Origin of the sequence: Pseudomonas sp. FP453 (assembly GCF_030687495.1) — a bacterium.
GTDB lineage: Bacteria > Pseudomonadota > Gammaproteobacteria > Pseudomonadales > Pseudomonadaceae > Aquipseudomonas.
Map to the genome: position 1 here is coordinate 5,881,317 of NZ_CP117435.1, position 26,030 is coordinate 5,907,346.

20 protein-coding genes and 3 pseudogenes are annotated in these 26,030 nt (G+C 62.9%); 7 read left to right on the forward strand and 16 right to left on the reverse strand.

Features of this window, described 5'->3' with window-relative positions; genetic code table 11:
• Positions 1 to 37: 37 nt before the first annotated feature.
• Entirely contained in the window at positions 38 to 1,096 is a 1,059-nt protein-coding gene (locus PSH87_RS26895) for a haloacid dehalogenase-like hydrolase (RefSeq protein WP_370695286.1), read from the reverse strand.
• A 239-nt stretch (positions 1,097 to 1,335) separates the two neighbouring features.
• On the opposite strand from PSH87_RS26895, the gene PSH87_RS26900 reads away from it, so the two are divergent.
• Complete coding sequence (locus tag PSH87_RS26900) at positions 1,336 to 2,727, forward strand: L-cystine transporter (protein ID WP_305431720.1); 1,392 nt, start codon at positions 1,336 to 1,338, stop codon at positions 2,725 to 2,727.
• Between the two features lie 94 nt (positions 2,728 to 2,821).
• On the opposite strand, the gene PSH87_RS26905 is transcribed toward PSH87_RS26900, so the two are convergent.
• Entirely contained in the window at positions 2,822 to 3,334 is a 513-nt protein-coding gene (locus PSH87_RS26905) for a dihydrofolate reductase (protein WP_305431721.1), read from the reverse strand.
• Between the two features lie 69 nt (positions 3,335 to 3,403).
• Between PSH87_RS26905 and PSH87_RS26910 the strand changes: the two genes are divergently transcribed.
• Together PSH87_RS26910 and PSH87_RS26915 are read left to right on the forward strand one after the other, a co-directional pair.
• A complete protein-coding gene (locus PSH87_RS26910; protein ID WP_305431723.1) occupies positions 3,404 to 4,774 on the forward strand; it encodes a DUF2868 domain-containing protein in 1,371 nt (456 codons plus the stop codon).
• Positions 4,767 to 6,134 carry a DUF3482 domain-containing protein gene (locus PSH87_RS26915; RefSeq protein WP_305431724.1) on the forward strand — a complete coding sequence of 456 codons (1,368 nt, stop codon included), beginning with the start codon at positions 4,767 to 4,769 and terminating at the stop codon, positions 6,132 to 6,134. Before PSH87_RS26910 ends, PSH87_RS26915 begins: the two co-directional genes overlap by 8 nt.
• Here PSH87_RS26915 and PSH87_RS26920 read toward each other — a convergent pair.
• The 7 genes and pseudogenes from PSH87_RS26920 to PSH87_RS26950 form a co-directional block, all read right to left on the reverse strand.
• Positions 6,131 to 6,684: pseudogene (locus PSH87_RS26920) on the reverse strand (phosphonate degradation HD-domain oxygenase). The gene PSH87_RS26915 and the pseudogene PSH87_RS26920 sit on opposite strands and share 4 nt — an antisense overlap.
• Complete coding sequence (locus PSH87_RS26925; protein WP_305431726.1) at positions 6,684 to 7,817, reverse strand: TIGR03364 family FAD-dependent oxidoreductase; 1,134 nt, start codon at positions 7,815 to 7,817, stop codon at positions 6,684 to 6,686. The pseudogene PSH87_RS26920 and the gene PSH87_RS26925 overlap by 1 nt, the downstream one beginning before the upstream one ends.
• A 126-nt stretch (positions 7,818 to 7,943) precedes the next feature.
• Positions 7,944 to 8,966, reverse strand: a complete 1,023-nt coding sequence (locus PSH87_RS26930) for a putative 2-aminoethylphosphonate ABC transporter substrate-binding protein (protein WP_305431727.1) — start codon at positions 8,964 to 8,966, stop codon at positions 7,944 to 7,946.
• A gap of 19 nt (positions 8,967 to 8,985) precedes the next feature.
• Positions 8,986 to 10,698: a putative 2-aminoethylphosphonate ABC transporter permease subunit gene (locus PSH87_RS26935; protein ID WP_305431728.1), complete on the reverse strand. Its 1,713-nt coding sequence runs from the start codon at positions 10,696 to 10,698 to the stop codon at positions 8,986 to 8,988.
• Between the two features lies 1 nt (position 10,699).
• Positions 10,700 to 11,765 (reverse strand): annotated as a pseudogene (locus tag PSH87_RS26940) (putative 2-aminoethylphosphonate ABC transporter ATP-binding protein).
• A gap of 228 nt (positions 11,766 to 11,993) precedes the next feature.
• Positions 11,994 to 12,858: pseudogene (locus PSH87_RS26945) on the reverse strand (LysR family transcriptional regulator).
• Positions 12,859 to 12,874: 16 nt separating this feature from the next.
• Complete coding sequence (locus PSH87_RS26950; protein WP_305431731.1) at positions 12,875 to 15,121, reverse strand: heavy metal translocating P-type ATPase; 2,247 nt, start codon at positions 15,119 to 15,121, stop codon at positions 12,875 to 12,877.
• Positions 15,122 to 15,206: 85 nt separating this feature from the next.
• Between PSH87_RS26950 and cadR the strand changes: the two genes are divergently transcribed.
• Positions 15,207 to 15,647 (forward strand): Cd(II)/Pb(II)-responsive transcriptional regulator, encoded by a 441-nt coding sequence (cadR, locus tag PSH87_RS26955; RefSeq protein ID WP_017734745.1) that lies wholly within the window; start codon positions 15,207 to 15,209, stop codon positions 15,645 to 15,647.
• Positions 15,648 to 15,788: 141 nt separating this feature from the next.
• On the opposite strand, the gene PSH87_RS26960 is transcribed toward cadR, so the two are convergent.
• The 3 genes from PSH87_RS26960 to PSH87_RS26970 form a co-directional block, all read right to left on the reverse strand.
• Positions 15,789 to 16,622, reverse strand: coding sequence for a thymidylate synthase (locus PSH87_RS26960; RefSeq protein WP_071485350.1), 834 nt, complete (start codon positions 16,620 to 16,622; stop codon positions 15,789 to 15,791).
• Positions 16,623 to 16,676: 54 nt separating this feature from the next.
• Positions 16,677 to 17,489, reverse strand: a complete 813-nt coding sequence (gene lgt, locus PSH87_RS26965) for a prolipoprotein diacylglyceryl transferase (protein ID WP_124526802.1) — start codon at positions 17,487 to 17,489, stop codon at positions 16,677 to 16,679.
• Positions 17,490 to 17,554: 65 nt separating this feature from the next.
• Complete coding sequence (locus tag PSH87_RS26970) at positions 17,555 to 18,337, reverse strand: sulfite exporter TauE/SafE family protein (RefSeq protein WP_257783956.1); 783 nt, start codon at positions 18,335 to 18,337, stop codon at positions 17,555 to 17,557.
• 120 nt (positions 18,338 to 18,457) lie between these two features.
• Here PSH87_RS26970 and PSH87_RS26975 point away from each other — a divergent pair, with 120 nt between their 5' ends.
• Positions 18,458 to 19,204 carry an NRDE family protein gene (locus PSH87_RS26975; RefSeq protein WP_305431734.1) on the forward strand — a complete coding sequence of 249 codons (747 nt, stop codon included), beginning with the start codon at positions 18,458 to 18,460 and terminating at the stop codon, positions 19,202 to 19,204.
• A 105-nt stretch (positions 19,205 to 19,309) separates the two neighbouring features.
• On the opposite strand, the gene ptsP is transcribed toward PSH87_RS26975, so the two are convergent.
• Together ptsP and PSH87_RS26985 are read right to left on the reverse strand one after the other, a co-directional pair.
• Positions 19,310 to 21,589 carry a phosphoenolpyruvate--protein phosphotransferase gene (ptsP, locus tag PSH87_RS26980; protein WP_017736688.1) on the reverse strand — a complete coding sequence of 760 codons (2,280 nt, stop codon included), beginning with the start codon at positions 21,587 to 21,589 and terminating at the stop codon, positions 19,310 to 19,312.
• Positions 21,590 to 21,611: 22 nt separating this feature from the next.
• Positions 21,612 to 22,091: an RNA pyrophosphohydrolase gene (locus PSH87_RS26985; protein WP_003176750.1), complete on the reverse strand. Its 480-nt coding sequence runs from the start codon at positions 22,089 to 22,091 to the stop codon at positions 21,612 to 21,614.
• A 143-nt stretch (positions 22,092 to 22,234) separates the two neighbouring features.
• On the opposite strand from PSH87_RS26985, the gene PSH87_RS26990 reads away from it, so the two are divergent.
• A complete protein-coding gene (locus tag PSH87_RS26990; protein ID WP_305431735.1) occupies positions 22,235 to 22,891 on the forward strand; it encodes an HAD family phosphatase in 657 nt (218 codons plus the stop codon).
• A gap of 112 nt (positions 22,892 to 23,003) precedes the next feature.
• On the opposite strand, the gene PSH87_RS26995 is transcribed toward PSH87_RS26990, so the two are convergent.
• Both PSH87_RS26995 and ilvA read right to left on the reverse strand, forming a co-directional pair.
• Positions 23,004 to 23,417: a DUF2269 family protein gene (locus tag PSH87_RS26995; protein WP_305431736.1), complete on the reverse strand. Its 414-nt coding sequence runs from the start codon at positions 23,415 to 23,417 to the stop codon at positions 23,004 to 23,006.
• A gap of 41 nt (positions 23,418 to 23,458) precedes the next feature.
• Positions 23,459 to 24,973: a threonine ammonia-lyase, biosynthetic gene (ilvA, locus tag PSH87_RS27000; protein ID WP_017736691.1), complete on the reverse strand. Its 1,515-nt coding sequence runs from the start codon at positions 24,971 to 24,973 to the stop codon at positions 23,459 to 23,461.
• A 138-nt stretch (positions 24,974 to 25,111) separates the two neighbouring features.
• Between ilvA and rpiA the strand changes: the two genes are divergently transcribed.
• Entirely contained in the window at positions 25,112 to 25,783 is a 672-nt protein-coding gene (rpiA, locus tag PSH87_RS27005) for a ribose-5-phosphate isomerase RpiA (protein ID WP_017736692.1), read from the forward strand.
• Positions 25,784 to 26,030: the final 247 nt, after the last annotated feature.

Here is a 26,030-nt window from a genome sequence, read left to right on the forward strand (position 1 = left end):
TGGGAGCTGGCTTGCCTGCGATAAGGGCAACTCGGTGTTACTGGATGTCGTCAGGCTTCACAATCACCCAATTCTTGTCCGCCGTCACCGCCAACCCTTCCTTGGCCTGCGCCGCCGCATGCTTGGCGATCATGCCATTCAGTTGGGTCATGTATTTGTCCTTGCGGTTGATCCACAAGTGCACGCCACCCTTGGCCACGTCCACATCGTGAAACAGCATGTAGCCATCACTCGTTGGCGTGTCGCCGCCCACCAGCACCGGTTTTTTCCATTCGTCGATGTAGGTGAGGATCGCCGCGTGCTTGCCGGCCATCCAGGTTGCCGGGGTCCACAGGTACGGCGTGAGTTCCAGGCCGAGGTTGGCTTTCTCGTCGTATTTACCCGCGCTGATCTGTTTGCGTGCAGTGGTCAGCTCGCCGGTCTTGCGGTCCTTGAGCAGGGTCGTCACGCCGATGACGTTCTCGGGTTTGACGTTGTAGCCGTACTTCGGATCGGCCGCGACCATGCGCACCAGCTCTTCCGAGGCGGCGGTCATCACGTACACGTCGATGCCGTTTTCCATCAGCTTGTTGTACAGCTCCTGCTGGCCGGTGAAGATCTTCGGCGGCTGCACTTCGGATTTTTTCACCACGTCGCCTTCGAAATAGCTGACCGGCACCGGCTTGCCGGAGGCCATCAGCTCGTCGACCTGGACCTTGAGCTCCTTGAGGGTGAAGCCGGAAAACACCTGGGCAACCCACGGGTAGCAGACCATGTCGTCCACTTCGCAGAGGCGATAGTAGTAACTGAACAGGCTTTCCTTGTGCTCGGCGGTGTCTTTGAACGGCATCAGCTTGAGCGACGGGTCGAGGCTGTCGCGGGTGATCAGGCCCTTGTTTTCCATGTAGGGCAGCAGGGATTCTTCGAGGTCGTAGCGGTAAGTGGTGTTGTCCATGTCGAACACCGCGAAGTTACCCTTGTTGGCGTTGGCGGCGATCATCTCGTTCAGTTGCTTGGCCGCCGGGGCAGGCCAGTGTTTCAACTCGGTGGCGGCCATGGCGTGGCCGGCAAGGCCCAGGCACAGTGCGGCGGCAAACAGTCTCGAAGCGAGCTTCATATGCGTTTTCTCCCTGAGTGAAAAACCTCGACGCTAACAAATCCCTGTGACAGTTACCGCCCGAGCGCGACCGCTTGCGTCCTGATCCCGCCAACCGCATATGCCTGAGCGTCAAATGCTTATTCCAAAAACGACAGTCTCCATTCCATATCGGTATTAAATCAATATATTTCAAGCTGTTAGGCTTTCCGGTTCGCAATCGCAGGCTCACGCGATTGGCAGCCTCTGACGGAGCTCTAATGAATCTGCCCCTGATTCTCAACTTACTGGTGTTCGTGGCCCTGTTACTGGGCCTGGCACAAACCCGCCGCACAAACTGGAGCCTCGCCAAGAAGGTGCTGTTCGCCCTGGCCTTGGGCGTGGCGTTTGGTGTGGCGCTCCATACCCTTTACGGCGCCGGCAACCCGGTGCTCAAGGCGTCCATCGGCTGGTTCGACCTGGTCGGCAATGGCTACGTGCAATTGCTGCAAATGATCGTGATCCCGCTGGTATTTGCCTCGATCCTCAGCGCTGTGGCGCGCCTGCACAACGCCGCGTCCCTGGGCAAGATCAGCTTCCTGACCATCGGCACCCTGCTGTTCACCACCGCGATTGCGGCGTTGATCGGCATCGGCCTGACCAACCTGTTCGGCCTCACCGCCGAAGGCCTGGTGGCCGGCACCCAGGAAATGGCGCGCCTGCAAGTGATCCAGAGCGATTACGCGGGCAAGGTCGCCGACTTGAATATCCCGCAGTTGCTGCTGTCGTTCGTGCCGTCCAACCCGTTCGCCGACCTGGCGCGGGCCAAGCCGACGTCGATCATCAGCGTGGTGATTTTCGCTGCATTCCTGGGGGTTGCCGCGCTGCAACTGCTCAAGGATGACGTGGAAAAAGGCCAGAAAGTCCTCAACGCCATCGACACCCTGCAAGCCTGGGTGATGCGCCTGGTGCGCCTGGTGATGAAGCTGACGCCCTACGGTGTGCTGGCGCTGATGACCAAGGTGGTCGCCGGTTCCAACCTGCAAGACATCATCAAGCTTGGCAGTTTCGTCGTGGTGTCGTACCTGGCCCTGGGCCTGATGTTTGTGGTGCACGGCCTGCTGCTGTCCCTGGCCGGGGTCAACCCGCTGCGCTTCTTCCGTAAAGTGTGGCCGGTGCTGACCTTTGCCTTCACCAGCCGCTCCAGCGCAGCGGCGATCCCGTTGAGCATCGAGGCGCAGACCCGTCGCCTGGGTATCCCGCAGTCCATCGCCGGCTTCGCCGCCTCGTTTGGCGCGACCATCGGCCAGAACGGTTGCGCGGGTCTTTACCCGGCCATGTTGGCGGTGATGGTGGCGCCGACCGTCGGCATCAACCCGCTGGACCCGCTGTGGATCGCGACCCTGGTGGCGATTGTGACCTTGAGCTCGGCCGGTGTGGCCGGCGTGGGTGGCGGTGCGACATTTGCCGCGCTGATCGTGCTGCCGGCGATGGGCTTGCCGGTGTCACTGGTGGCGTTGCTGATTTCCGTGGAGCCGCTGATCGACATGGGCCGCACGGCGCTGAACGTGAACGGTTCGATGACGGCGGGGGCGATTACCAGCCAGATCATGGGGCAGACGGATAAGGCGCTGTTGGATGCGGATGAGCATGCTGAGTTAGCGCAGGCCTGATAGACCGCTATCGCAGGCAAGCCAGCTCCCACAGTTGACCGAGTTGTTTAGAAATACTCGGTCCAATGTGGGAGCTGGCTTGCCTGCGATACTCTTAGGCCTTTTCCCAAACCTCAAAGTTGTAAGCAGGCTTGTCACCTTCCGCCGGGTTCTCAACATTCGACACCAGCTTCCACTGGTTCAAATCAAACGCTGGAAACCAAGCATCCCCTTCCGGGCTCAACGCCACCCGCGTCAAATACAGGCGATCCGCCTGCTCCAGCCCCTGCGCATACAACTGCGCGCCGCCGATCAGCATCAGCTCATCCACGCCCTGGGCCAGTGCCCATTCTTCGGCGCGCTCCACCGCAGCCTCCAGCGACGGAAAAACTTCCGCACCTTCAAGCGCCAGATCGGTCTGACGGCTGACCACAATGTTCAAGCGCCCCGGCAACGGTCGACCGAGGGAGTCCCAGGTCTTGCGCCCCATGATGATCGGCTTGCCAAGCGTGGTGGCCTTGAAATATTTGAAATCCCCCGGCAAATGCCAGGGCATGCTGTTGTCGACGCCGATCACGCGGTTTTCACCGAGGGCTGCGATCAGGCTTAAAGGGAGAGTTTTTTTCATGGCGACGAGAATACCAGAGCCACGAGCCAGGGGTTATGCTCCAGGCTCACTCACACAACAGGACGGCGCGTGACTCCCCTGCACACACTCTGGCTGACGGAAACAGTACGCCTGCGCGAAGAACACGCCGGCAACCTGGAAGACCAGGAAGCCAACCGCCTGGCCCGCGCGGCCGGGGGCGACCTGCCGACGCGCATCCAGCGGCGCGCCCTGCACCTGGCCGAGCGCGATGGTTTGACCTCCGCCCTGACCCGCTGGCTGCAAGGCGCACGCCTGGCGCTGGTGTTGCTGGCGGTCGTCGCCGTACTCAGCGGCGCGGGCCTGGCCTTCGCCGCAATGGGCAACGGCCTGGCCCCGGTGAATGTGTTCTGGGCATTGGGCAGCCTGCTCGGCCTGAACCTGATCCTGCTCATAAGCTGGGCCCTGGGCCTGCTGTTTGCCGGCGAACACGGCGCCAGCCTCGGGCGTTTGTGGTTGTGGCTCAGCGAAAAGCTCGCCCGCGACGCCAAGGCCGCACAATTGGCACCGGCGCTTTTGCTGTTGCTGCAACGGCAAAAACTCAATCGCTGGGCCGTCGGTGTGCTGGTCAACGGCCTGTGGCTGTTGGCATTGCTCAGTGCGCTGGTGATTCTGCTGATGCTGCTCGCCACGCGCCGCTACGGCTTCGTGTGGGAAACCACCATCCTCAGCGCCGACACCTTCGTTGCCGCGACCCAGGCCCTGGGCAGCCTGCCCACCCTGCTCGGCTTCAATGTGCCGACGGTCGAAATGATCCGCGCCAGCGGCGACTCCGCCTTGAATATCGAAAGCGCCCGCCAGTCCTGGGCCGCGTGGCTGGTCGGCGTGCTGCTGGTCTACGGCCTGCTGCCGCGCCTGATCCTCGCCCTGCTCTGCCTGTGGCGCTGGCAACGCGGGCGCGCCGCCCTGCACCTGGACCTCAACCTGCCCGGCTACAGCCAACTGCGCGAACGCCTGATGCCCAGCAGCGAACGCCTCGGCGTCAACGACGCCGCACCGGACCAACTGCATCAGGTCAGCAGCGGCGTCAGCGAACTGGAAAGCGCCGGCGCCCTGCTGGTGGCCATTGAACTGGACGATCAGCACCCATGGCCGCCCCAGCTGCCGGCCAACGTCAAAGATGCGGGCATCCTCGACAGCCGCGAATCGCGCCACAAGCTGCTGGAGCAACTCACGCGCTTCCCGCCCGCGCGCCTGGCCATCGCCTGCGACCCACGGCGCTCACCGGATCGCGGCAGCCTGGCGTTGATCGCCGAACTTGCGCGCAGCGCCAGCGCAACCCGCGTGTGGCTGCTGCAAGCCCCCCACGGCCAGGCGCTGGACGCCGAGCGCCTGGGCGACTGGCACACCGCACTGCGACAGCTGGAACTGCCCTTCGCCGACTGCGCGCCGCTGAACTGGCTGGAGACCGGGCATGACTAAACCACTGAAACTCGCCGTGGTCGGCCACACCAATGTCGGCAAGACTTCGCTGCTGCGCACGCTGACCCGCGACGTGGGCTTTGGCGAAGTGTCCCATCGCCCCAGCACCACGCGGCATGTCGAAGGGGCGCGCCTGTCGGTGGACGGCGAAGCCTTGCTGGAGCTGTACGACACCCCCGGCCTGGAAGATGCCATCGCCCTGCTCGACTACCTGGAACGCCTGGACCGCCCGGGCGAGCGCCTCGACGGCCCGGCGCGCCTGGCGCGGTTCCTGGAAGGCAGCGAAGCGCGCCAGCGTTTCGAACAGGAAGCCAAGGTACTGCGCCAACTGCTGGCCTCGGACGCCGGCCTGTATGTGATCGACGCCCGCGAGCCGGTGCTGGCCAAGTACCGCGACGAGCTGCAAGTGCTGGCCAGCTGCGGCAAGCCGTTGTTGCCGGTGCTCAACTTCGTCAGCAGCAGCGACCACCGCGAGCCGGACTGGCGCGAAGCCCTGGCCCGCCTGGGCCTGCATGCGCTGGTGCGTTTCGACAGCGTCGCGCCACCGGAAGACGGCGAGCGGCGCCTGTATGAAAGCCTCGCCCTGCTGCTGGAAAGCGCGCGGCCACAATTGGAGCGGCTGATTCTTGATCAAGAAGCCCAACGCCAAGCCCGTCAGCAAAGCGCTGCACGCTTGATCGCCGAGCTGCTGATCGACTGCGCCGCATGCCGGCGCAGCGTGGTGCCCGAGGACGAACCGCAAGCCGTCAACGAGCTGCGCAAAGCCGTGCGCCAGCGTGAACAGAAGTGTGTGGAAGCCCTGCTCAAACTGTTCGGCTTCCGCCCGCAAGACGCCGCCGCCAGCGACTTGCCGCTGCTGGACGGTCGCTGGGGCGATGACCTGTTCAACCCGGAAACCCTCAAGCAACTCGGCGTGCGCGTCGGCGGCGGGATCGCCGCAGGCGCGGCGGCCGGGGCCGGTGTGGATCTGCTGGTCGGCGGCCTGACCCTCGGCGCCGCGGCCTTGGCCGGGGCGATTGCCGGTGGTGCGCTGCAAACCGCGCGCAGCTACGGCGGCCGCCTGCTGGGCAAGATCAAGGGCCAGCGCGAACTGACCGTGGACGACGGCGTGCTGCGCCTGCTCGCCCTGCGCCAGCGCCAGTTGCTCAAGGCCCTGAACCAGCGCGGGCATGCGGCGATGCACAGCATCAAGGTCGATACGCCCCAGGACAAAAGCTGGCGCGAAGGCAAGTTGCCGGACGCGCTGCACAAGGCGCGCGCCCATCCGCAGTGGTCGTCCCTCAACCCCCACGCCAAGCTCAGCCAGGCCGAGCGCCAGGAACAGATCGAAGCCCTGGCCCAGCGCCTCGACGAAACCTAAGCCGCCAGCACCTGCCGCGCCTTGGCCTTGAGCAGTTCAAGGTCGAGCACCGGCACGTGCATGGCCTTGGCCTGCTCATCCCAATGACGCATGCGCAAACTCACGGCACAGAGCGGGTCCTGTTCGAACGCACGGGCCTCTTCGGCGCTCATCACGCCGCCTTGGTAGCCCAAGGTGCGGCGACTGGCTTCACTCAGGCGCGCGTAGTAATCCGGTTGGCTGAACGTCAGGTAGCGCTTGGCCTGCACGTGATACTCAACCAGCCTGGCCATGCGCTCACTGAACCCTGCGCGGCGCAAGTAATCCGCCCCCAGCCGGTTCATGGCTGACCACGCCGTAACCGCCCATGTTCGCGCCGCCCTGGCCGCACAGATGGCCGATGTCATGGAAAAACGCCGCCAACACCTTCATCGTCGAAACCTTCGGCCATCGCCCGTTGTGCGGCCTGGGACATGTGCTCGATCTGCGACACCGGCTCGCCGATGTAATCCGCCGCGCCGTGCTGTTCATACAAGCCGAACACTTCGGCAATCGCCTGTTCCGGGCTCATCACGCTGCGCCCCACAACAGGCTGATATTGCGCTCGGCCAACGCCGGCCCGACGCTCATGCCCACGCCGGTGTGCATCAGTGCCGCGCTCACCCCAGAGGCCGCCCGCAGGAACGAAAACGGCCCCGGCCCACGTGAGCCGTACACACCCTGCCAGCGCTCGACCACCTGGATCTTGCACCCCAAGGTCTGCTCCGCGAGTTCGATCATCCAGTCATCCACCTGCTCGGCATTGAACGGCGAGGCATCGCTGCCGTAGTCGTGGGAGTCGCCGATGATCAGTTCACCGTGAGGCGTGGGGCTGATCAGCAAGTGGATGCCGTGTTCATGCAGGTGCGGCGCTTCCCGCAGGATTTGCGCCTGCACCGTTGCCGCCTCGGGCAGGTCGGCAAAGGCGCCGTAGTGCACGCAACTCAAGCCGGTGAGCAAGGCGTGTTGCAGGTTCAGGTTCGCCGCTGGCCGTGCGCGCAGCATTTGCAGGCGGCAGATGCTCGGGTTGAGCGTGGCCATCGCGTCGGCCAGCAGGGTTTGGTAGTCATGCCCGGAGCAGACGATGATCTGCTCGCCACGAAAGCTGCCCGCCGTGGTGTGGACCTGGCCGGGTTCGACGTCGCGCACCAGGGTGGAAAAGTGAAACTCCACCTGCAATTCGTTGCGCAGGTAGTGGATCAACGCCGGGATCGCTTCGCGCGAATACAGCTGCTGATCGTCGCGGCCATGCAGCGCGGCGCGGTGATGGCGGAACTGGCCGCCGTACAGGTCATTCAGCGCGGCGCCTTGCAGCAGTTCGACGTGGTAGCCGTGCTCCTTGGCGCGACCGGCGCAGAAGGCTTCCAGCAGATGCTCTTCGGCCTCGGAGCGGGCAAACAGGTACGAACCGTTGCGCTTGAGTTGCAAGCCGGCGACCTGGGCCCAGTGGCCCCAGATATCGCGGCTTTCCCGCGCCAGGTCGAGCATCGGGCCCGGTGGCTGGCCGGTGACCAGGGCCTGGCCGAAGTTGCGCACCGAGGCGCCCAACGGTGTCGCGCTGCGTTCGAAAACCTTGACCTTGAGGCCGCGCTTGGCGGCGGCATAGGCATGGGACAGGCCGAGGATGCCGGCGCCGACTATTAGCAGGTCGGTGGGGTGTGTCATGTTGTGCTGTTCCTGTACTTGAGACCGCTATCGCAGGCAAGCCAGCTCCCACATTTGAAGGTATTCACAAGTCAAAATGTGGGAGCTGGCTTGCCTGCGATGAGGCCAGTAGCCCTAACGAAAACCTTACTGACCGGCAACCTTCTCCGACTTGCCGTCATAGCGCTTGCGCCACTCGGTCAGGATGCTGTCGCGATTCTTCGACGCCCAGGCAAAGTCGTTCTTGATCAAGCGCTGCTCATAGTCAGCCGGCAATTCGGTCTGCGGCTTGGCAATCCCCGGCTGGGCGAGGACGGCGAAGTTGTCCTTGTACAAATCCATGGCAGCGGCGCTGGCAGAGAAGTCAGCGAGCTTTTTAGCCGCGTCGGCATGGGCCGTGCCCTTCATGATCGCCGTGGCTTCAATGTCCCAACCCAGGCCTTCTTTCGGCAGGATGATGTCCAGCGGCGCGCCCTGGCGTTTCAGCTGCACGGCCGGGTATTCAAAGGAAATGCCGATCGGGAACTCACCCGACGCCGCCAACTTGCACGGCTTGGAGCCGGAGTGAACGTATTGGCCGATGTTCTGGTGCAGGTCGTCCATGTACTGCCAGCCTTGTTTCTCGCCGTAGGTCTGCAACCACGCGCTCACGTCCAGGAAGCCGGTGCCGGACGAGGCCGGGTTGGGCATGACGATCTTGCCCTTGTACTCGGGCTTGGTCAGGTCCTGCCAGCTCACGGGTTTGCTCAGGCCCTGCTTCTCGGCTTCGACGGTGTTGAAGCAGATGGTCGCAGCCCAGACGTCCATGCCCACCCAGGCCGGTGGGTTGGCGGGGTCGCGGTAGTTCTTGCCGATCTTGTCCAGGTCCTTGGGTGCGTAGTTGTCCAGCATGCCTTGCTGGTCGAGGATCGCCAGGCTGGACGCCGCCAGGCCCCAGACCGCGTCGGCCTGCGGGCGGTCTTTCTCGGCCAAGAGCTTGGCGGTGATGATGCCAGTGGAGTCACGCACCCACTTGATCTCGATGTCCGGGTTGGCCTTTTCGAAGGCCTGCTTGTAGGTCTTCAACTGCTCGGCTTCGAGGGCCGTGTACACGGTGAGGTCGGTCTTGGCGAAGGCATTCAGGCTGAATGCAGACAGTACGGCAGCGACCAGCGCCAGGGGCTTGAACATGGAACACCTCCTATCGGGATTATTGGCCGGGCGCGGTCTGGCGCCAGGCTTGGGAGCGACGCAGTGCGCCACGTGACGCCCACGCCAGCAGCAGCGAGACGCCGGCCGAGGTGAACAGGATCAGGGTCGACATGGCCGCCGCACCGCCCACGTTGCCGGCGTCGTCCATGTTCAACACGGCGACGGCGGCGAGGATGGTGTCGGGGCTGTAGAGGAAGATCGCGGCGGACACGGTGGTCATCGCCGACACAAACAGGTAGCGCACGATGTCCAGCAACGCCGGCAGGCAGATCGGCACCGTGACTTTCAGGTAATGGCGGTACAGCGGCGCCTTGAGGGACAGCGCGGCGGCTTCGAACTCGGCGTCCAGTTGGCGCAACGCGGTGGTGGCGGTCATCTGTGCGGTGGTCAGGTAGTGCGCAATGGTGCACACCACCAGCAGGGTCATGGTCCCGTAGAACACATGCAGCGGGTTGCCGTTGAGGTTGAAAAAGAACACGTAGCCCAGGCCCAGCACCAACCCCGGCACGGCCATCGGCACGAAGCTGAGCATGCGCAGCGCGAGGTTGAGGCCCTTCTGGCCCTTGGTCTTTTCCATCAGGTAGGCGCCGGTGAAGATCAGCACACTGCCAATCAACGCGGTGCACAAGGCCATGGTCAGGCTGTTGCGGTAGGCCAGCCAACCGCCGCCGGCGGTGTCTTCGAACTGGTAGTGGTTCAGCGACAGCGACAGGTTGTACGGCCAGAACTTCACCAGCGAGGAGTACACCGCCATGCCGAACACCAGCAGCAAGACGGCGCAGATCAGCAGGACGATGGCCAGGTAGCAGGCGTCTCTGACGCGTGATGGTACTGGCTGGAATACTTGCGCGCGGCCGCTCATGGCATCGCCGTGACGGCGGCGCAGCCACGCATCCACACCAAAGCTGAACAGCGCCGGCAGCAGCAACACCATGCCGATCAACGCGCCGCGACCGAACTGCTGCTGGCCGACCACTGCCTTGTAGGCTTCCAGTGCCAGCACTTGATAATCGCCACCCACCACCACGGGCACGCCGAAGTCGGTGATGGTCAACGTGAACACCAGGCAGAACGCCGCGAACACCGCCTGACGCGTGGCCGGCCAGGTGATGCTGCGAAACGCCCGGGCCGGGCTGGCGCCCATGCTGGAAGCGGCGTCGAACAGACGCGCATCCGCCAGGGACAGCGCCGACAGCAGGATCATCAGGGCGTGTGGGAAGGTGTAGATCACTTCACCCAGAACAATGCCCCAGAAGCCGTAGATATTGTCCGAGAGCAACCCACGCAGCATGCCCTGGTTGCCGAACAGATAGACCAGTGCAATCCCCGGCAGCATCGACGGTGCCATCAACGGCAACAGGGACAGGCCGCGCCAGAGCGCCTTGCCGGGAATCAGCGTGCGTTGCAGCGCGTAGGCAAACAGGTAGGCCAGCGGTACGACAATGGCCGCGACGCTGAGGGAAACTTTCAGGCTATTGCCGAGCAGCCAGTGGAAGTTGGCGCTGGTGATCAATTCTCGGGCAGCAACCAGACCACCGCCCTGCCCGGCTTCGCTGCTGAAACCGCGCCAGAAGATCGCCAGCAACGGCAGCAAGACGGCGACGCCCAGCAAGCACAGCCAAAGCAGTTTGCCGCCGACCACAAACAGGCGGTCGCCGAGTTCGGCACGGGACGCCTGGCGCGCGGCCGGCAAGGTCATGACAGCGCCCATCTCAGGCAAACACCTGCAGGCTGCGCGGCGGCAAGGCCACCCAGATGTCCTGGGCGCCCAGGCGTGGCATGGCTTCCGGGGCCAGTTCGGCGAGTAATGCGTGGCCGGGAAGTTGCTCCAGTTCGAAGCTCATGCGGCAGCGGTTGCCGAGAAACGTGATCTCGCGGACCTTGGCCGGGAACAGGTTTTCTTCATGCACCGGCGGGTTGACGCTGATGGCTTCCGGGCGGCAGAACAGGCGCCCGGACTTGGCCACGCCGGCATCATCGGCCAGGCGCATGTTCATCCCTCCGACCTGGGCATGGCTGGCGCTGTTGCGGCTGAAGGGCAGCCAATTGCCCTGGCCGACAAACTCCGCCACAAACGGCGTGGCCGGGCGGTCGTAGATTTCCTGGGGCGTGGCGTATTGCTCGACCTTGCCGTTGTTCATCACGGCGATACGATCGGCCATCAACATGGCTTCGTCCTGGTTGTGGGTCACCATCAGCGTGGTGATGCCCAGGCGCCGTTGCAGTTGGCGCAGCTCGGTACACAAGTGCTCACGCACCCGGGCGTCGAGGGCCGACATCGGCTCATCCAGCAGCAACAACGAAGGTGCCGGCGCCAAGGCGCGGGCCAGGGCCACACGTTGTTGTTGGCCACCGGAGAGTTGGCCGGGGTATTTCTTTTCGCTGCCCAGCAGGCCCACCAGTTCCAGCATCTGCCCGACGCGCTTGCGCACTTCGTCGCGGCCACTGCCGGTGAGGCCGTAGCCGATGTTCGCTTCGACGGTGAGGTTGGGAAACAGCGCGTAAGACTGGAACAAGATGCCGTAGTCCCGCGCCTGGGGTGGCAGCAGGGAAACGTCGCGGTTGCCCAAGTAAAGCTCACCGCTGTCTTGGCGCTCCAGGCCGGCGATGCAGCGCAATAAGGTGGTCTTGCCACAGCCGGACGGACCCAGCAGGCACACCAGCTCACCGGCGGCGACATCCAGGGACACGTTGTCCAGCGCAGTGAAGGCGCCGAAGCGTTTCTGCACATTGCGCACCTTCATCGGGTGCGCCGGGTTGGGTCAGGGCAGTGTTCATGCAAGGCACCTCATCAAACGAATGAGGGTCATGCTAGGAGGGCAATGCGTCGCTGGTGTGGCAGGAAGGCAAAAGGTGGTGATAGTGGTATTGGTGGATTTGGGGATATGGGTTGTCTGGGCGGGCCTCATCGCGGGCAAGCCCGCTCCCACACTTGATCGGGTTCACACGGTCAAAATGTGGGAGCTGGCTTGCCTGCGATAGCGGTCTGAAGGCCACCAAGCCGTTTCAGAGGGGCGACATTTCCTGCGCCAACCCCAGAAAACGCCGCCGGCAACCGCGCGCCTTTGCGTTCCTTGAGGCAGTACAAATACTCGGGAATCTGCGGTGCGTTCTCGATGGTCAGCACGCGCAACTGCGGGTCATGGGGCACTTCCTGGCGGGCAATGATGCTGATGCCGATATTGCGCAACACCGCCTCGCGGATCGACTCGCGGCTGCCGATTTCCAGCAGCGGCCCGTAGCTCACGTTGGCGCCGTGCAACATCTCCTCCGTCAGCCGCCGTGTGGTCGAACCGGCTTCGCGCATCAACAAGGTGTGCCCGGCCAACGCGCTGAGGGGCACATGGTCGAGCTTGGCCAAGGGATGGTTGCGATGCACCGCCAGCACCAGCGGGTCGGTGCCGAGCACGCGGCGGATCAGGCGCGGGTCTTCCAGCAGTTGCGAGGATGCGGCGACATCGACGCGGTAATCGTCTAGCGCTTCCAGCACCTGCTGGGAGTTGCCGATTTCCACCGACACTTCCACTTGCGGCAGGCGTTCGCGAAAGGCTTTGACCAGGTCGAGGATGTAGTACGGCGCCGTCGCGGCAATCCGCAATGCGCCCTGGACCTGGCCGTTGTTGCGCAGGAAAAACTCGATGTCCGCTTCCTGCTGCAACAGTGCCTTGACCATCGGCAGCAGCCGCGCGCCCTCGTCGCTGACGGTGAGGCGGCGCCCGCCACGGTAGAACAGCTCAACGCCGTACTGGCTTTCCAGGTTGCGGATCTGCGTAGTGACGGTGGGCTGGCTGAGGCCGAGTTTTTTCGCCGCCTGGGTAATGCTGCCCAGTCGCGCGACCATGAAAAACGCCTTTAGCTCAGCACTCAGCACACCACCCTCACATCATCTATTTGCGCAGCAGGCGCAGGCCATTGAACACCACCAGCAGGCTCACGCCCATGTCGGCGAACACCGCCATCCACATGGTGGCCATGCCCAGGAAGGTCACGGCAAGGAAGATCGCCTTGATCACCAGCGCCAGGGCGATGTTCTGCTTGAGGATACTCGACGTTTGCCTGGAGAGCCGAATGAATGCCGGGATCTTGCGCAAATCATCGTCCATCAGCGCCACGTCGGCGGTCTCGATAGCCGTGTCGGTACCCGCGGCGGCCATGGCAAAACCGATCTCGGCGCGGGCCAGGGCCGGGGCGTCGTTGATACCGTCGCCGACCATGCCGACGCGATGGCCTTGGCCGTAGAGGGTTTCGATGGCTTGCAGTTTGTCGGTGGGCAGCAGGTCGCCACGGGCCTGGTCGATGCCGACCTGGGCACCAATCGCCTGGGCGGTGTGGGTGTTGTCGCCGGTGAGCATCAGGGTCTTGATCCCCAGCTCATGCAGCTGCTGGATGGCTTCGCGGCTGCTGTCCTTGACCGTGTCGGCCACGGCGAACAGCGCCAGCGGGCCGGACTTGTCGAGCAGCAGCACCACGGACTTGCCTTGTTTTTCCAGGGCGAAGAGCTTTTCTTCCAGCTCCGGCGAGCACAGGCCGAGGTCTTCCACCAGGCGGTGGTTGCCCAGGTGGTAGGTTTCGCCGTTGATATCACCGCGCACACCGCGACCGGCCAGGGCCGCGAAGTTATCCACAACGTGGCTCGGCAGGTTTTTATCCACAGCCGCGTTGGCGATGGCCAGGGACACCGGGTGGTCGGAGCGCCCGGCCAAACTGGCGGCCAGGGCCGGTGCGCTGTCTTCGACGTTGGGGAACAACGCCAGGTAATCGGTTTGCACCGGCTTGCCGTGGGTGATGGTGCCGGTCTTGTCGAGGGCCAGGTAGTCGAGCTTGTAACCGCCCTCCAGGTACACGCCGCCCTTGATCAGGATGCCTTTGCGCGCCGCTGCCGCGAGGCCGCTGACGATGGTCACCGGGGTGGAGATCACCAACGCACACGGGCACGCGACCACCAGCAGGACGAGGGCGCGGTAGATCCAGTCGAACCACGCGCCGGCCATGAACAGCGGCGGAATCAGGGCCACACCGAGGGCAAACAGGAACACCGCCGGGGTGTAGATCTTCGAGAAGCTGTCGACAAAGCGCTGGGTCGGCGCGCGGGCGCCCTGGGCCTGCTCCACGGCGTGGATGATCCGCGCCAGGGTGGAATTGTTGGCCGCTGCGGTGACCTTGTACTCCAGCGAGCCCGCCTGGTTGATAGTGCCGGCGAAGACTTTATCGCCGACGGTCTTTTCAATCGGCAGGCTTTCACCGGTGATCGGCGCCTGGTCGATGGTGGACTGGCCAGCGGTTACCTCACCGTCCAGGCCGATGCGCTCGCCGGGCTTTACCCGCACGATGGCGCCCATTTCAATGCTTTTGACTTCCTGTTCAGCCCACGAACCGTCCGCCTGCTGCACCGTGGCCTGTTCCGGGGTCATCTGCATCAAGCCGCTGATGGCGTTGCGCGCACGGTCCAGGGACTTGGCTTCGATCAACTCGGCGACGGTGAACAGGAACATCACCATCGCCGCTTCCGGCCACTGGCCAATCAACACCGCGCCGGTGACCGCGATGCTCATCAGCGCGTTGATATTGAGGTTGAGGTTCTTCAGGGCAATCCAGCCCTTTTTATAGGTGGTGAGGCCGCCGCTGAGGATCGACACCAGCGCCACCAGTGCAATCACCCAGGTCGGTGCGGCGCCTGTGAAGTGCAGCACTTCGGCGCCCAACGCGCCGATGCCGGACAACGCCAGCGGCCACCAGTGTTTCTTCGCGGGCGGCGCGGCAGCCGGGGTGCCTTCTTCGATGGGATCGGCCTGCATGCCGATAGCTTTGATCGCGTCGATGATCGGCGCGGTGCTCGGCAGGTCGTGGGTGACGCCAAGGATGCGGTTGATCAGGTTGAATTCCAGCTGCTGCACGCCGGCGAGCTTGCCCAGTTTGTTCTGGATCAGCGTCTGCTCGGTGGGGCAGTCCATGGCTTCGATGCGGAACGTGCTCAGGCGGGAGCCGGCGGTGGGCGCTTCGTTGAGCGTCACCTTTGCCGGGGCCGCGCTGCCGGAACAGCAGGAGCCAGCGTGGTTATGCACAGGCGTGAGTTTTTTCTCGCCGTGATCATGGTCGTGGTCGTGTTTATGCGGGGTGTGGATGGAATCGCTCATTCTGTCGCGTCCGTAGAGGTGCCTGTTGCCAAGTAAAGACCCTGTAGCCACTATAGGGTCAAGCACCCATTTGGAGATTGCTGCGATGAAGATCGGCGAACTGGCGAAACTGACCGACTGCCCGGTGGAAACCATCCGTTATTACGAGAAGGAAGGCCTGCTGCCACCTCCGGCACGTACCGACGCCAATTACCGCGTGTACACCCAGGCGCACACCGAGCGGCTGGTCTTTATCCGCAACTGCCGCAGCCTGGACATGACCCTGGAAGAAATCCGCAGCTTGCTGGGATTGCGCGACAGTCCTCAGGACCAGTGTGAAAGCGTGAATGCGTTGATCGACGAGCATATCCAGCACGTCAAGGCGCGGATCGATGGGTTGTTGGTGTTGCAGGAACAGTTGCTGGACTTGCGCCAGCGTTGTGGCGGCGGGGAGCAGTGCGGGATTTTGCAGCGACTGGAGGTCAGCGGCAGTGTGGCGGCCAGTGAGGCCGAGCCTTCCCACGTGGGCAGAAGCCACGGCCACTAATCTTGGATGACAACCGAATCCAACTGTGGGAGCTGGCTTGCCTGCGATAGCTGAGTGTCAGGCAACATCAATGTTGCTGATACACCGCCATCGCAGGCAAGCCAGCTCCCACAGTTTATGGCTTATGGCCGAGGCAGCCTTTTAGATGGCGACGTCAGCCTTGATGCTTGGATCAGCGTCGTAACCGACGATTTCGAAGTCTTCAAATTTGTAATCGTAAATCGACGCAGGCTTGCGCTTGATCACCAGCTCCGGCAGCTTCTTCGGCGTGCGCGCCAGCTGGGTCTGGATCTGTTCCATATGGTTGCTGTACGCATGGGTGTCGCCAGTGGTGACGATGATCTCGTGGGGGATCAGGTCGCACTGCTGGGCCAGCATATGGGTGAGCAACGCCAGCGCGGCGGTGTTGTACGGCAGGCCGAGGAACACGTCGGAGCTGCGGATATACAGCTGCATCGACAGGTGACCGTCATGCACGAAGGCCTGGTACAGCAGGTGGCACGGCGGCAGGGCTTGCTTGCCGTTGCGCGCGTTTTCCTGGGGGCTCTTGGTTTCGTCGGGCAGGTACTCGACGTTCCAGCCGTGGAACAGGATGCGGCGGCTGTTGGGGTTGGTCTTCAACGTCTCGACCATGTAGTCGATCTGGTTGATCTTGCCGCCGTCCTTGGTCGGCCAGGCGGTCCACTGCTCGCCGTACACCGGGCCGAGGTCACCGTCTTCGGTGGCCCATTCGTCCCAGATCTTCACGCCGTTTTCGTTCAGCCACTTGATATTGGTGTTGCCGCTCAACATCCAGATCAGTTCGTTGGCGATGCTTTTGAAGTGAAGCTTCTTGGTGGTCAACAGCGGGAAGCCGTCGGCCAAGTTATGCCGATACTGACGGGCGAACACGGCCTTGGTGCCGGTGCCGGTGCGGTCGCCCTTGGTCAGGCCATTGGTCACGACGTCGTTCAGTAGTTCGAGATATTGCTTCATTTGAGTACCCGTATCGTTGAAGCCGAGGCTGCTCGACAGCCTCGGCATTCGAATTTAAAGCGTCGCGTTCTTCAGCGGTTGCGGACGGTTGTACGCCCACCACAGCAGACCCAGGCCGGCGAGGATCATCGGAATGCTGAGGATCTGCCCCATGGTCACCCAGCCCCACGCCAGGTAACCCAGCTGTGCATCCGGCACCCGCACGAATTCGACGATGAAACGGAAAATCCCGTAGAACAACGCGAACATGCCCGACACGGCCATGGTTGGGCGTGGCTTGCGCGAGAAGATGTAGAGGATAAGGAACAGCGCCACACCTTCCAACGCAAACTGGTAGAGCTGCGACGGATGGCGCGGCAGTTGTGCCGGGTCGCTGAACGGTGGGAACACCATCGCCCACGGCACATCGGTCGGCTTGCCCCACAACTCGGCGTTGATAAAGTTGCCGATGCGCCCGGCGCCCAGGCCGATCGGCACCAACGGCGCGACAAAGTCCATCAGCTGGAAGAACGACTTGCCGTTGCGACGGCCGAACCACCAGGCAGCGATCATCACGCCGATAAACCCGCCGTGGAACGCCATGCCGCCCTTCCACACTTCGAAGATCAGCGTTGGATTGGCGATGTACGCCGACAGATCGTAGAACAGCACATAACCGAGTCGCCCGCCGACGATCACCCCCATCGACAGCCAGAAGACCATGTCGGAGAGTTTCTCCTTGGTCCAGGTCGGGTCGAAACGGTTCAGGCGCCGGGAGGCCAGCAGCCAGGCGCCGCCGATGCCGATCAGGTACATCAACCCGTACCAGTGGATTTTCAGCGGACCGATGGCCAGGGCCACCGGGTCGATCTGCGGGTAAGGCAGCATTGCGACTCCTCGTTAAATCATTCGTTATGGCGCCCGGACCATGCCGGGCTGCGATTAAGCCTGCGTTACAGCAAAAAATTCAAACCGACGCAAAACAGCAAAGCGGCAAACAGCCGCTTGAGCAAACGCGGCGACAACCTGTGCGCCAGGCGCGCGCCGAAGCGGGCAAACACCATGCTGGTCAGGGCAATGCCCAGCAGCGCCGGCAAATACACGAACCCTAGACTATGAGCGGGCAGCAGCGGGTCATGCCAGCCCAGAATCATGAAACTTAATGCACTTGCCAGGGCGATCGGCAGGCCGCACGCCGAGGACGTGGCTACCGCCTGCTGCATCGGCACGCTGCGCCAGGTCAAGAACGGTACGGTCAGCGAACCGCCGCCAATGCCGAAAATTGCCGAAGCCCAGCCGATCACCGTGCCGGCCAGGGTCAAGCCGAGCTTGCCGGGCACCGTGCGGCTGGCCTTGGGCTTGACCTCCAGGGCCAGTTGCAGGGCGATCACCAAGGCAAACACACCGATGACCTTCTGCAAGTGCGGGCCGGAGATCGCTTCGGCGGTCAGCGCGCCAAAACCGGCGCCGATGAGGATGCCCACGGTCATCCACACAAAGATCGGCCAACGCACCGCGCCACGCCGGTGGTGCTCACGCACGGCATTGATCGAGGTAAAGATGATGGTCGCCAGGGACGTGCCCACGGCCAGGTGCGTCAGTACCTGCGGGTCGAAGCCCTGCAAGGTGAAGCTGAACACCAACACCGGCACGATGATGATGCCGCCGCCCACGCCAAACAGCCCGGCGAGTACGCCTGCACAGGCGCCCAGCGCCAAATACAGCAAAAATTCCATGGGAGCCCCCCGAACAAGTCCGGCATGTTAACGGATGGAAGGCATACGACCCAACTGGTGACGATGGAACGCCGCTGCTTGAGTGCGTAGAGTGGCAAAAAACACAAAAGGGATCGCCTGATGTGCCTGATTGTTTTCGCCTGGCGGCCGGGGCATGCCCAGCCGCTGATCGTCGCGGCCAACCGTGATGAGTTCTACGCCCGCCCCAGCCTGCCGCTGGCCCAGTGGCCGGATGCGCCCGAGGTCTACGCCGGCCGTGATCAAGAAGCCGGTGGTACCTGGCTGGGGGTGAATGCCGATGGGCGCTTTGCCGCCCTGACCAACATCCGCGACCCGCACCAGCCGCCAGCGCGCAAGTCCCGCGGGGAACTGGTGGCGCGCTTTCTCAATGGAACCCTACCGATTGACGAGTATTTAGCCGACGTTAACGGCCGTTCGATTGAATATGCCGGGTTTAACCTGCTGGTGGGCACGCGGGATGAGTTGTGGCACTACAACGCCAATCATACGGCGCCGACGCGATTGCAGGCCGGGGTGTATGGGCTGTCGAATGCCGGGCTGGATACGCCGTGGCCCAAGTTGCTCAAGGCCAAGGCGGCGTTGAGTGCGCTGCTGGATGATCCGCAACCGGAGGCGTTGCTGGAGATTTTGAGTGACCCGCTGACAGCGCCGTTTGCAGACTTGCCGGATACCGGCGTGGGGTTGGCGACGGAGAGCCTGTTATCCAGTGTGTTTATCGCCAGCCCCAGTTATGGGACGCGGGCGAGTACGGCGTTGATTGTGCATGCCGACGGGACGCGAAGGATGGTGGAGCGCAGTTTTGGGCCACATGGTGGGCGGCTCGGCGAGGTTGAACTGAGGATCTAGCGGTGTTTGGGCTGGCGCTGTCGCAGGCAAGCCAGCTCACACAGTTTGATTTGTGAACACAGTCAAATGTGGGAGCTGGCTTGCCTGCGATGAAGGCGACTCGGTCTAAAGGGTTTTCGCAGAGGCCGGGTTGATCATCCGCGTCAGCCCCAGGTTCTTCAGCGCCAACTGCAACGAGCTGTGGATAACTTGCGGGTTGTCGATGGTCATCAACTCCGCCAGCAGATCCTTGGCCATGCCCAGATCCACCTGGCGCAGCATCCACTTCACCTTTGGCAAGTTGGTGGCGTTCATCGACAGGCTGTCAAAGCCCATCGCCATCAGCAGCACCGCCGCCGCCGGGTCGCCGGCCATTTCACCGCAGATGCTCACCGGCTTGCCTTCGGCGTGGGCGTCGCGCACCACGTGTTGCAGGGCTTGCAGTACTGCCGGGTGCAGGTAGTCGTAGAGGTCGGCCACCCGTGGGTTGTTACGGTCCACGGCCAGCAGGTATTGGGTCAGATCGTTGGAGCCCACCGAGAGGAAGTCCACCTGGCGTGCCAGCTCTTTAGCCTGGTACACCGCCGCCGGGATTTCGATCATCACGCCAATCGGCGGCATCGGTACGTCGGCGCCTTCGTCGCGCACTTCGCCCCAGGCGCGGTGAATGAGGTGCAGCGCCTCTTCCAGCTCATGGGTGCCGGAGATCATCGGCAGCAGGATGCGCAGGTTGTTCAGGCCTTCGCTGGCCTTGAGCATGGCGCGGGTTTGGACGAGGAAAATTTCAGGGTGGTCGAGGGTCACGCGGATGCCGCGCCAGCCGAGGAAGGGGTTGTCTTCCTTGATCGGGAAATACGACAGTGACTTGTCGCCGCCGATATCCAGGCTGCGCATGGTCACCGGTAACGGGTGGAAGGCCTGCAGTTGCTCGCGATAAATCGCCAGCTGCTCCTTCTCGCTCGGGAAACGCTGGTTGATCATGAACGGCACTTCGGTGCGGTACAACCCCACCCCTTCGGCGCCGCGCTGCTGCGCGCGGGCTACATCGGCAAGCAGGCCGGTGTTGACCAGCAGCGGCACGCGATGGCCGTCGGTGGTCACGCACGGCAGTTCGCGCAATGAATCCAGGCCCAGGGCCAGTTGTTTCTCTTCTTCCACCACTTCGGCGTATTGCTTGCGCAGCACGTCGCTGGGGTTGGTAAAGACTTCGCCGCGATGGCCATCGACGATCATGTCGATGCCATCGACCTTGGCGTACGGCAGGTCCACCAGGCCCATCACCGTCGGGATGCCCATGGCCCGGGCCAGGATCGCGACGTGGGAGTTGCCCGAGCCGAGTACCGAGACCAGGCCCACCAGCTTGCCTTCCGGCACTTCGCCCAGCTGGGTGGCCGTCAGTTCTTCACTGACCAGAATGGTGTTGTCGGGGAAGACCATGTTGGTGGTGCGGTCTTCCTGCAAGTAGGCCAACAGGCGGCGACCGAGGTCGCGCACATCCGAGGCGCGCTCGCGCAGGTAGTCGTCGTCCATCATTTCGAAGCGGTTGACGTGATCGGTGACCACCTGGCGCAACGCGCCCTGGGCCCACTGGCCGGTCTTGATCACGGTCTTGACTTCATTACCCAGGGACGCGTCGTCGAGCATCATCTGGTACACGTCGAACAGCGCACGCTCTTCGGGGCGCAGCTGGGTGGCCAGCTTGTTCGACAGGTTGCGCATGTCGGCGCGCACGCCTTCAAGGGCGGTCTTGAACAGTTTGATTTCGGCGTCGATGTCTTTGACGGTCTTGTCCGGCACCACATCCAGGTCTGCCGGCGGCAACATGACCACCGCCGTACCGACCGCAGCGCCCGGCGAACCGGGTACGCCGACGAACTTGGCTTCCTGGATGCCCTTGCCCTCGCGCCCCAGGCCGCGAATCGAGCCGGTGGCCTCGGCGTGGGCGATAACGCCGGCGAGCTGCGCGCTCATGGTCACGAGGAAGGCTTCTTCACCTTCGTCGAACTGGCGGCGTTCTTTCTGCTGGATGACCAACACCCCGACAACACGGCGGTGGTGAATGATCGGCGCACCGAGGAACGAGGCGTAACGCTCTTCGCCGGTTTCGGCAAAGTAGCGGTAACGCGGGTGATCGGCCGCGTTTTCAAGGTTCAGGGGTTCTTCACGCGTCCCCACCAGGCCCACCAGACCTTCATTGGGCGCCATGCTGACCTTGCCGATGGAGCGCTTGTTCAAGCCCTCGGTGGCCATCAGCACAAAACGGTTGGTCTCGGGGTCCAGCAGGTAAACCGAGCAGACCTGGCTGCCCATGGCTTCCTTGACGCGCAACACAATAATCCCCAACGCCGCCTTGAGATCCTTGGCGGAGTTAACTTCCTGGACGATCTTGCGCAGCGTATTGAGCATGGCTCGGGGTCGAACTCCGTCGTCAGTCGCGCGCTAAAAGGCGCGGGGCAAGCTCTTTGAGAGCGCGACGATAAACTTCGCGCTTGAATGTCACCACCTGGCCCAACGGGTACCAATAGCTGACCCAGCGCCAGCCATCGAACTCCGGTTTACCGGTCAAATCCATCCGCACCCGCTGCTCGTTGGAGATCAGGCGCAGGAGAAACCATTTCTGCTTCTGGCCGATACACAGCGGTTGGCTGTGGGTACGCACCAGGCGTTGCGGTAAACGATAACGCAACCAGCCACGGGTGCAGGCCAGAATCTGTACATCTTCGCGCTCAAGGCCGACTTCTTCGTTCAACTCACGGTACAAGGCGTCTTCAGGGGTTTCGTCGGGGTTGATTCCACCTTGAGGAAACTGCCAGGCATCTTGGTTGATTCGGCGAGCCCATAGCACCTGTCCGGCATCATTCGTAAGAATAATCCCGACATTAGGACGGAAACCATCGGGGTCGATCACGGCAACAACCTCGCAAACGCATGTCGCCGCATTGTTCCACAAAGGTTGTTGCAGCGGCAACGAGGCTTCTTACCTTATGTGCACTCTTGTGAAAAGACCGTATTCTGGACGCCTTTTTACAGACTTTTCAGCGAGTAACTGCAATGCGCCTGGCTTTATTCGACTTGGACAACACCCTTCTCGGCGGTGACAGCGATCACGCGTGGGGCGATTACCTCTGTGAACGCGGGATTCTCGACCCCATCGCCTACAAGGCCCGCAACGACGAGTTCTACCAGGATTACCTGGCCGGCAAGCTGGACAACGCCGCCTACCTGAACTTCAGCCTGGAAATCCTCGGCCGCACCGAGATGGCCCAACTCGACGAGTGGCACCGCGACTTCATGCGCGACTGCATCGAACCGCTGATGCTGCCAAAGGCCGTGGAACTGCTGGCCAAGCACCGCGCCGCCGGCGACACCCTGGTGATCATTACCGCCACCAACCGTTTCGTCACCGCGCCGATTGCCGCACGCCTGGGCGTGGAAACCCTGATCGCCACCGAGTGCGAGATGGACAACGGCCGCTACACCGGGCGCAGCACCGACGTGCCGTGCTTCCGTGAGGGCAAGGTGACGCGTTTGAATCGTTGGTTGGCAGAGACCGGGTTCAGCCTGGAAGACAGCTATTTCTATAGCGATTCGATGAATGACCTGCCGCTGTTGGAGCAGGTGACGCACCCCGTAGCGGTGGATCCGGATCCGAATCTGCGGGCTGAGGCGGAGAAGCGTGGGTGGCCGGTGATTACATTGCGCAGCTGATGGCGCTATCGCAGGCAAGCCAGCTCCCACACTCGACCGAGTTCCAACATGAGAATGAGGTCAAAAGGTGGGAGCTGGCTTGCCTGCGATGCAGACGACTCTGTCTAGAGCCCTAAACCGGCTTGGCGCCCATGAGCCCCGCAATCGCCACAAACCCCACCAGGCTGACCACCGCCAGCACCAGGGTGAAATTCAAGCTACCACCCTCGCCCTTACGCAGACGATTAAGCCGCGCCACCAACCAGAACCACGCCAGCGCCGCCACGGTGTAGAGCAGGCTGGAACCCAGAATCCACGTCTGCCCCAGCGGCCAGCCAACCAAATGCACCAGCCACCAGCCGGTAAACGGCATGCTGACCACGCAAATCCCCATCAATAACCACACAAACACCCACGGGCGCTGCACGGTGACCGCCGGGCCGGCGCTGCGTTTGCGCCAGGCCAGCAGCGCCAGGCCCAGGCCGCTGAGCAGCAGCAACACCGTCGCCGCAATGTGGATAACTTTCAGGGTGATCAGGGTTTCCATCTCTCGTATTCCTTAAAGGCCGCCCCAATCAGCGTAGTCGCTCAACCGAGGAACAGTTTGTAGGCCGGGTTATCGCTTTCATCCCAGTACGGGTAGCCGATGGCTTCCAGGGCTGCCGGCACCAGGTGACGCTCGTTCGCCGGCACTTGCAGGCCAGCGACCACACGGCCGTCAGCTGCGCCGTGGTTGCGATAGTGGAACATCGAGATGTTCCAGCGCCCGCCTAATTTGTTAAGAAAGTTGAACAACGCCCCCGGGCGTTCCGGGAATTCGAAGCGGAACACCACTTCATTGCTGACGTGCGCCGCATGGCCGCCGACCATATGGCGGATGTGCAGCTTGGCCAGCTCATTCTCGGTCAGGTCCAGCACCGGGAAACCCTGCTCGGTCAGGCTGGCGATCAGCGCGCTGCGGGGGTCGGTGTCGGGGTGGGTCTGCACGCCGACAAAGATGTGCGCCTCGCTGCCGGAGTGGAAACGGTAGTTGAATTCGGTGATCTGGCGCTTGCCCACGGCCTCGCAGAACGCCTTGAAGCTGCCGGGCTTCTCGGGAATGGTCACGGCGATGATCGCTTCGCGGCCTTCACCCAGCTCGGCGCGCTCCGCCACATGGCGCAGGCGGTCGAAGTTGACGTTGGCGCCGGAGTCGATGGCCACCAGGGTCTGGCCGGTGACGCCACGAGTTTCCACGTATTTCTTGATCCCCGCCACGCCCAGCGCGCCCGCAGGCTCGGTGATGGAGCGGGTGTCGTCGTAGATGTCCTTGATCGCCGCACAGATTTCATCGGTGCTCACGGTGATCACTTCGTCGACATAGTCTTTGCAGATATCAAACGTGTGCTGGCCGATCTGCGCCACCGCCACGCCGTCGGCAAAGATCCCCACCGTCGGCAACACCACGCGCTCACCCGCGGCCATGGCGGCTTGCAGGCAGTTGGAGTCGTCCGGCTCGACGCCGATGATCTTGATCTCCGGGCGCAGGTATTTCACGTACGCCGCGATCCCGGCGATCAGCCCGCCGCCGCCCACCGGGACAAAAATCGCGTCCAGAGGCCCCGGATGCTGGCGCAGGATTTCCATCGCCACGGTGCCCTGCCCGGCAATGGTGTGCGGATCGTCGTAAGGGTGGATGTAGACGTAACCCTTTTCGTCGACCAGCTTCAGCGAATAGGCCAGGGCTTCCGGGAAGGAATCGCCATGCAGCACCACTTTGCCGCCACGGGAGCGCACGCCTTCGACCTTGATCTCCGGGGTGGTCTTGGGCATCACGATGGTGGCTTTGACCCCCAGCACCTTGGCCGCCAGGGCCAGGCCCTGGGCATGGTTGCCCGCCGAAGCCGTGACCACGCCGCGCGCACGCTCTTCGCTGCTCAGTTGAGTCAGCTTGTTATAGGCGCCGCGAATCTTGAACGAGAACACCGGCTGCAAGTCTTCACGCTTGAGCCAGACCCTATTGCCCAGCCGCTCGGAGAGCTGGCGGGCGGTCTGCAGGGGAGTTTCTACGGCAACGTCGTAAACGCGCGAGGTGAGAATCTTTTTGACGTACTGTTCAAGCATCGGCGGGCTTCTACTTTCACGGTTTGGCAGGGCCAAGGAGTCTAACCCGGCTTTTAGCCGGGCGACCACACGAATCCCGAGGTTTTGTTGGGTTATACTCGCGCCCCTCGATAACTCCCCGCCCGTTCCGGAGCCCGCATGACCCAGGATCAACTCAAACAGGCAGTGGCCCAGGCCGCCGTCGATTTAATCCTTCCCAAACTCGACGATAAAAGCATCGTCGGTGTCGGCACCGGCTCCACCGCCAACTGCTTCATCGACGCACTGGCCCAGCACAAGGGCGCATTTGACGGCGCCGTGGCCAGCTCCGAAGCCACCGCCGCCCGCCTCAAGGGCCATGGCATTCCGGTGTACGAGCTCAACACCGTGAGCGACCTGGAGTTCTACGTCGACGGCGCCGATGAAAGCGACGCGCACCTGAACCTGATCAAAGGCGGCGGCGCGGCCCTGACCCGCGAGAAGATCGTCGCGGCCGTGGCCAAGACCTTTATCTGCATCGCCGACGCCAGCAAGCTGGTGCCCGTCCTCGGTGCCTTCCCGCTGCCGGTGGAAGTGATCCCGATGGCCCGCAGCCACGTGGCCCGCGAGCTGGTGAAACTGGGCGGCGACCCGGTGTACCGCGAAGGCGTGTTGACCGACAACGGCAACATCATCCTCGACGTGTTCAACATGCAGATCACCAACCCGGTGGAGCTGGAAACCCAGATCAATGCCATCGTCGGCGTGGTCACCAATGGTTTGTTCGCTGCGCGTCCGGCTGACGTGCTGCTGCTGGGCACTGCCGAAGGTGTGAAAACCCTCAAGGCCTAAGGCTCACGGCCTTGCTGGGAGTGTGGGAGCTGGCTTGTGTGGGAGCTGGCTTGCCTGCGATAGCATCACCTCGGTCCAACTGATACACCGAGTTGTCCGCATCGCAGGCAAGCCAGCTCCCACATAAACCAGCTCCCACATTTGTTTCCATTGTCCAAAAGCTCCATGTAACAAAAACGCTACCTTTCGCAGCACCCCTCGCCAAAATCGTGCGCCAAGTCACGACACTCAACACCGCCGCTGGTAT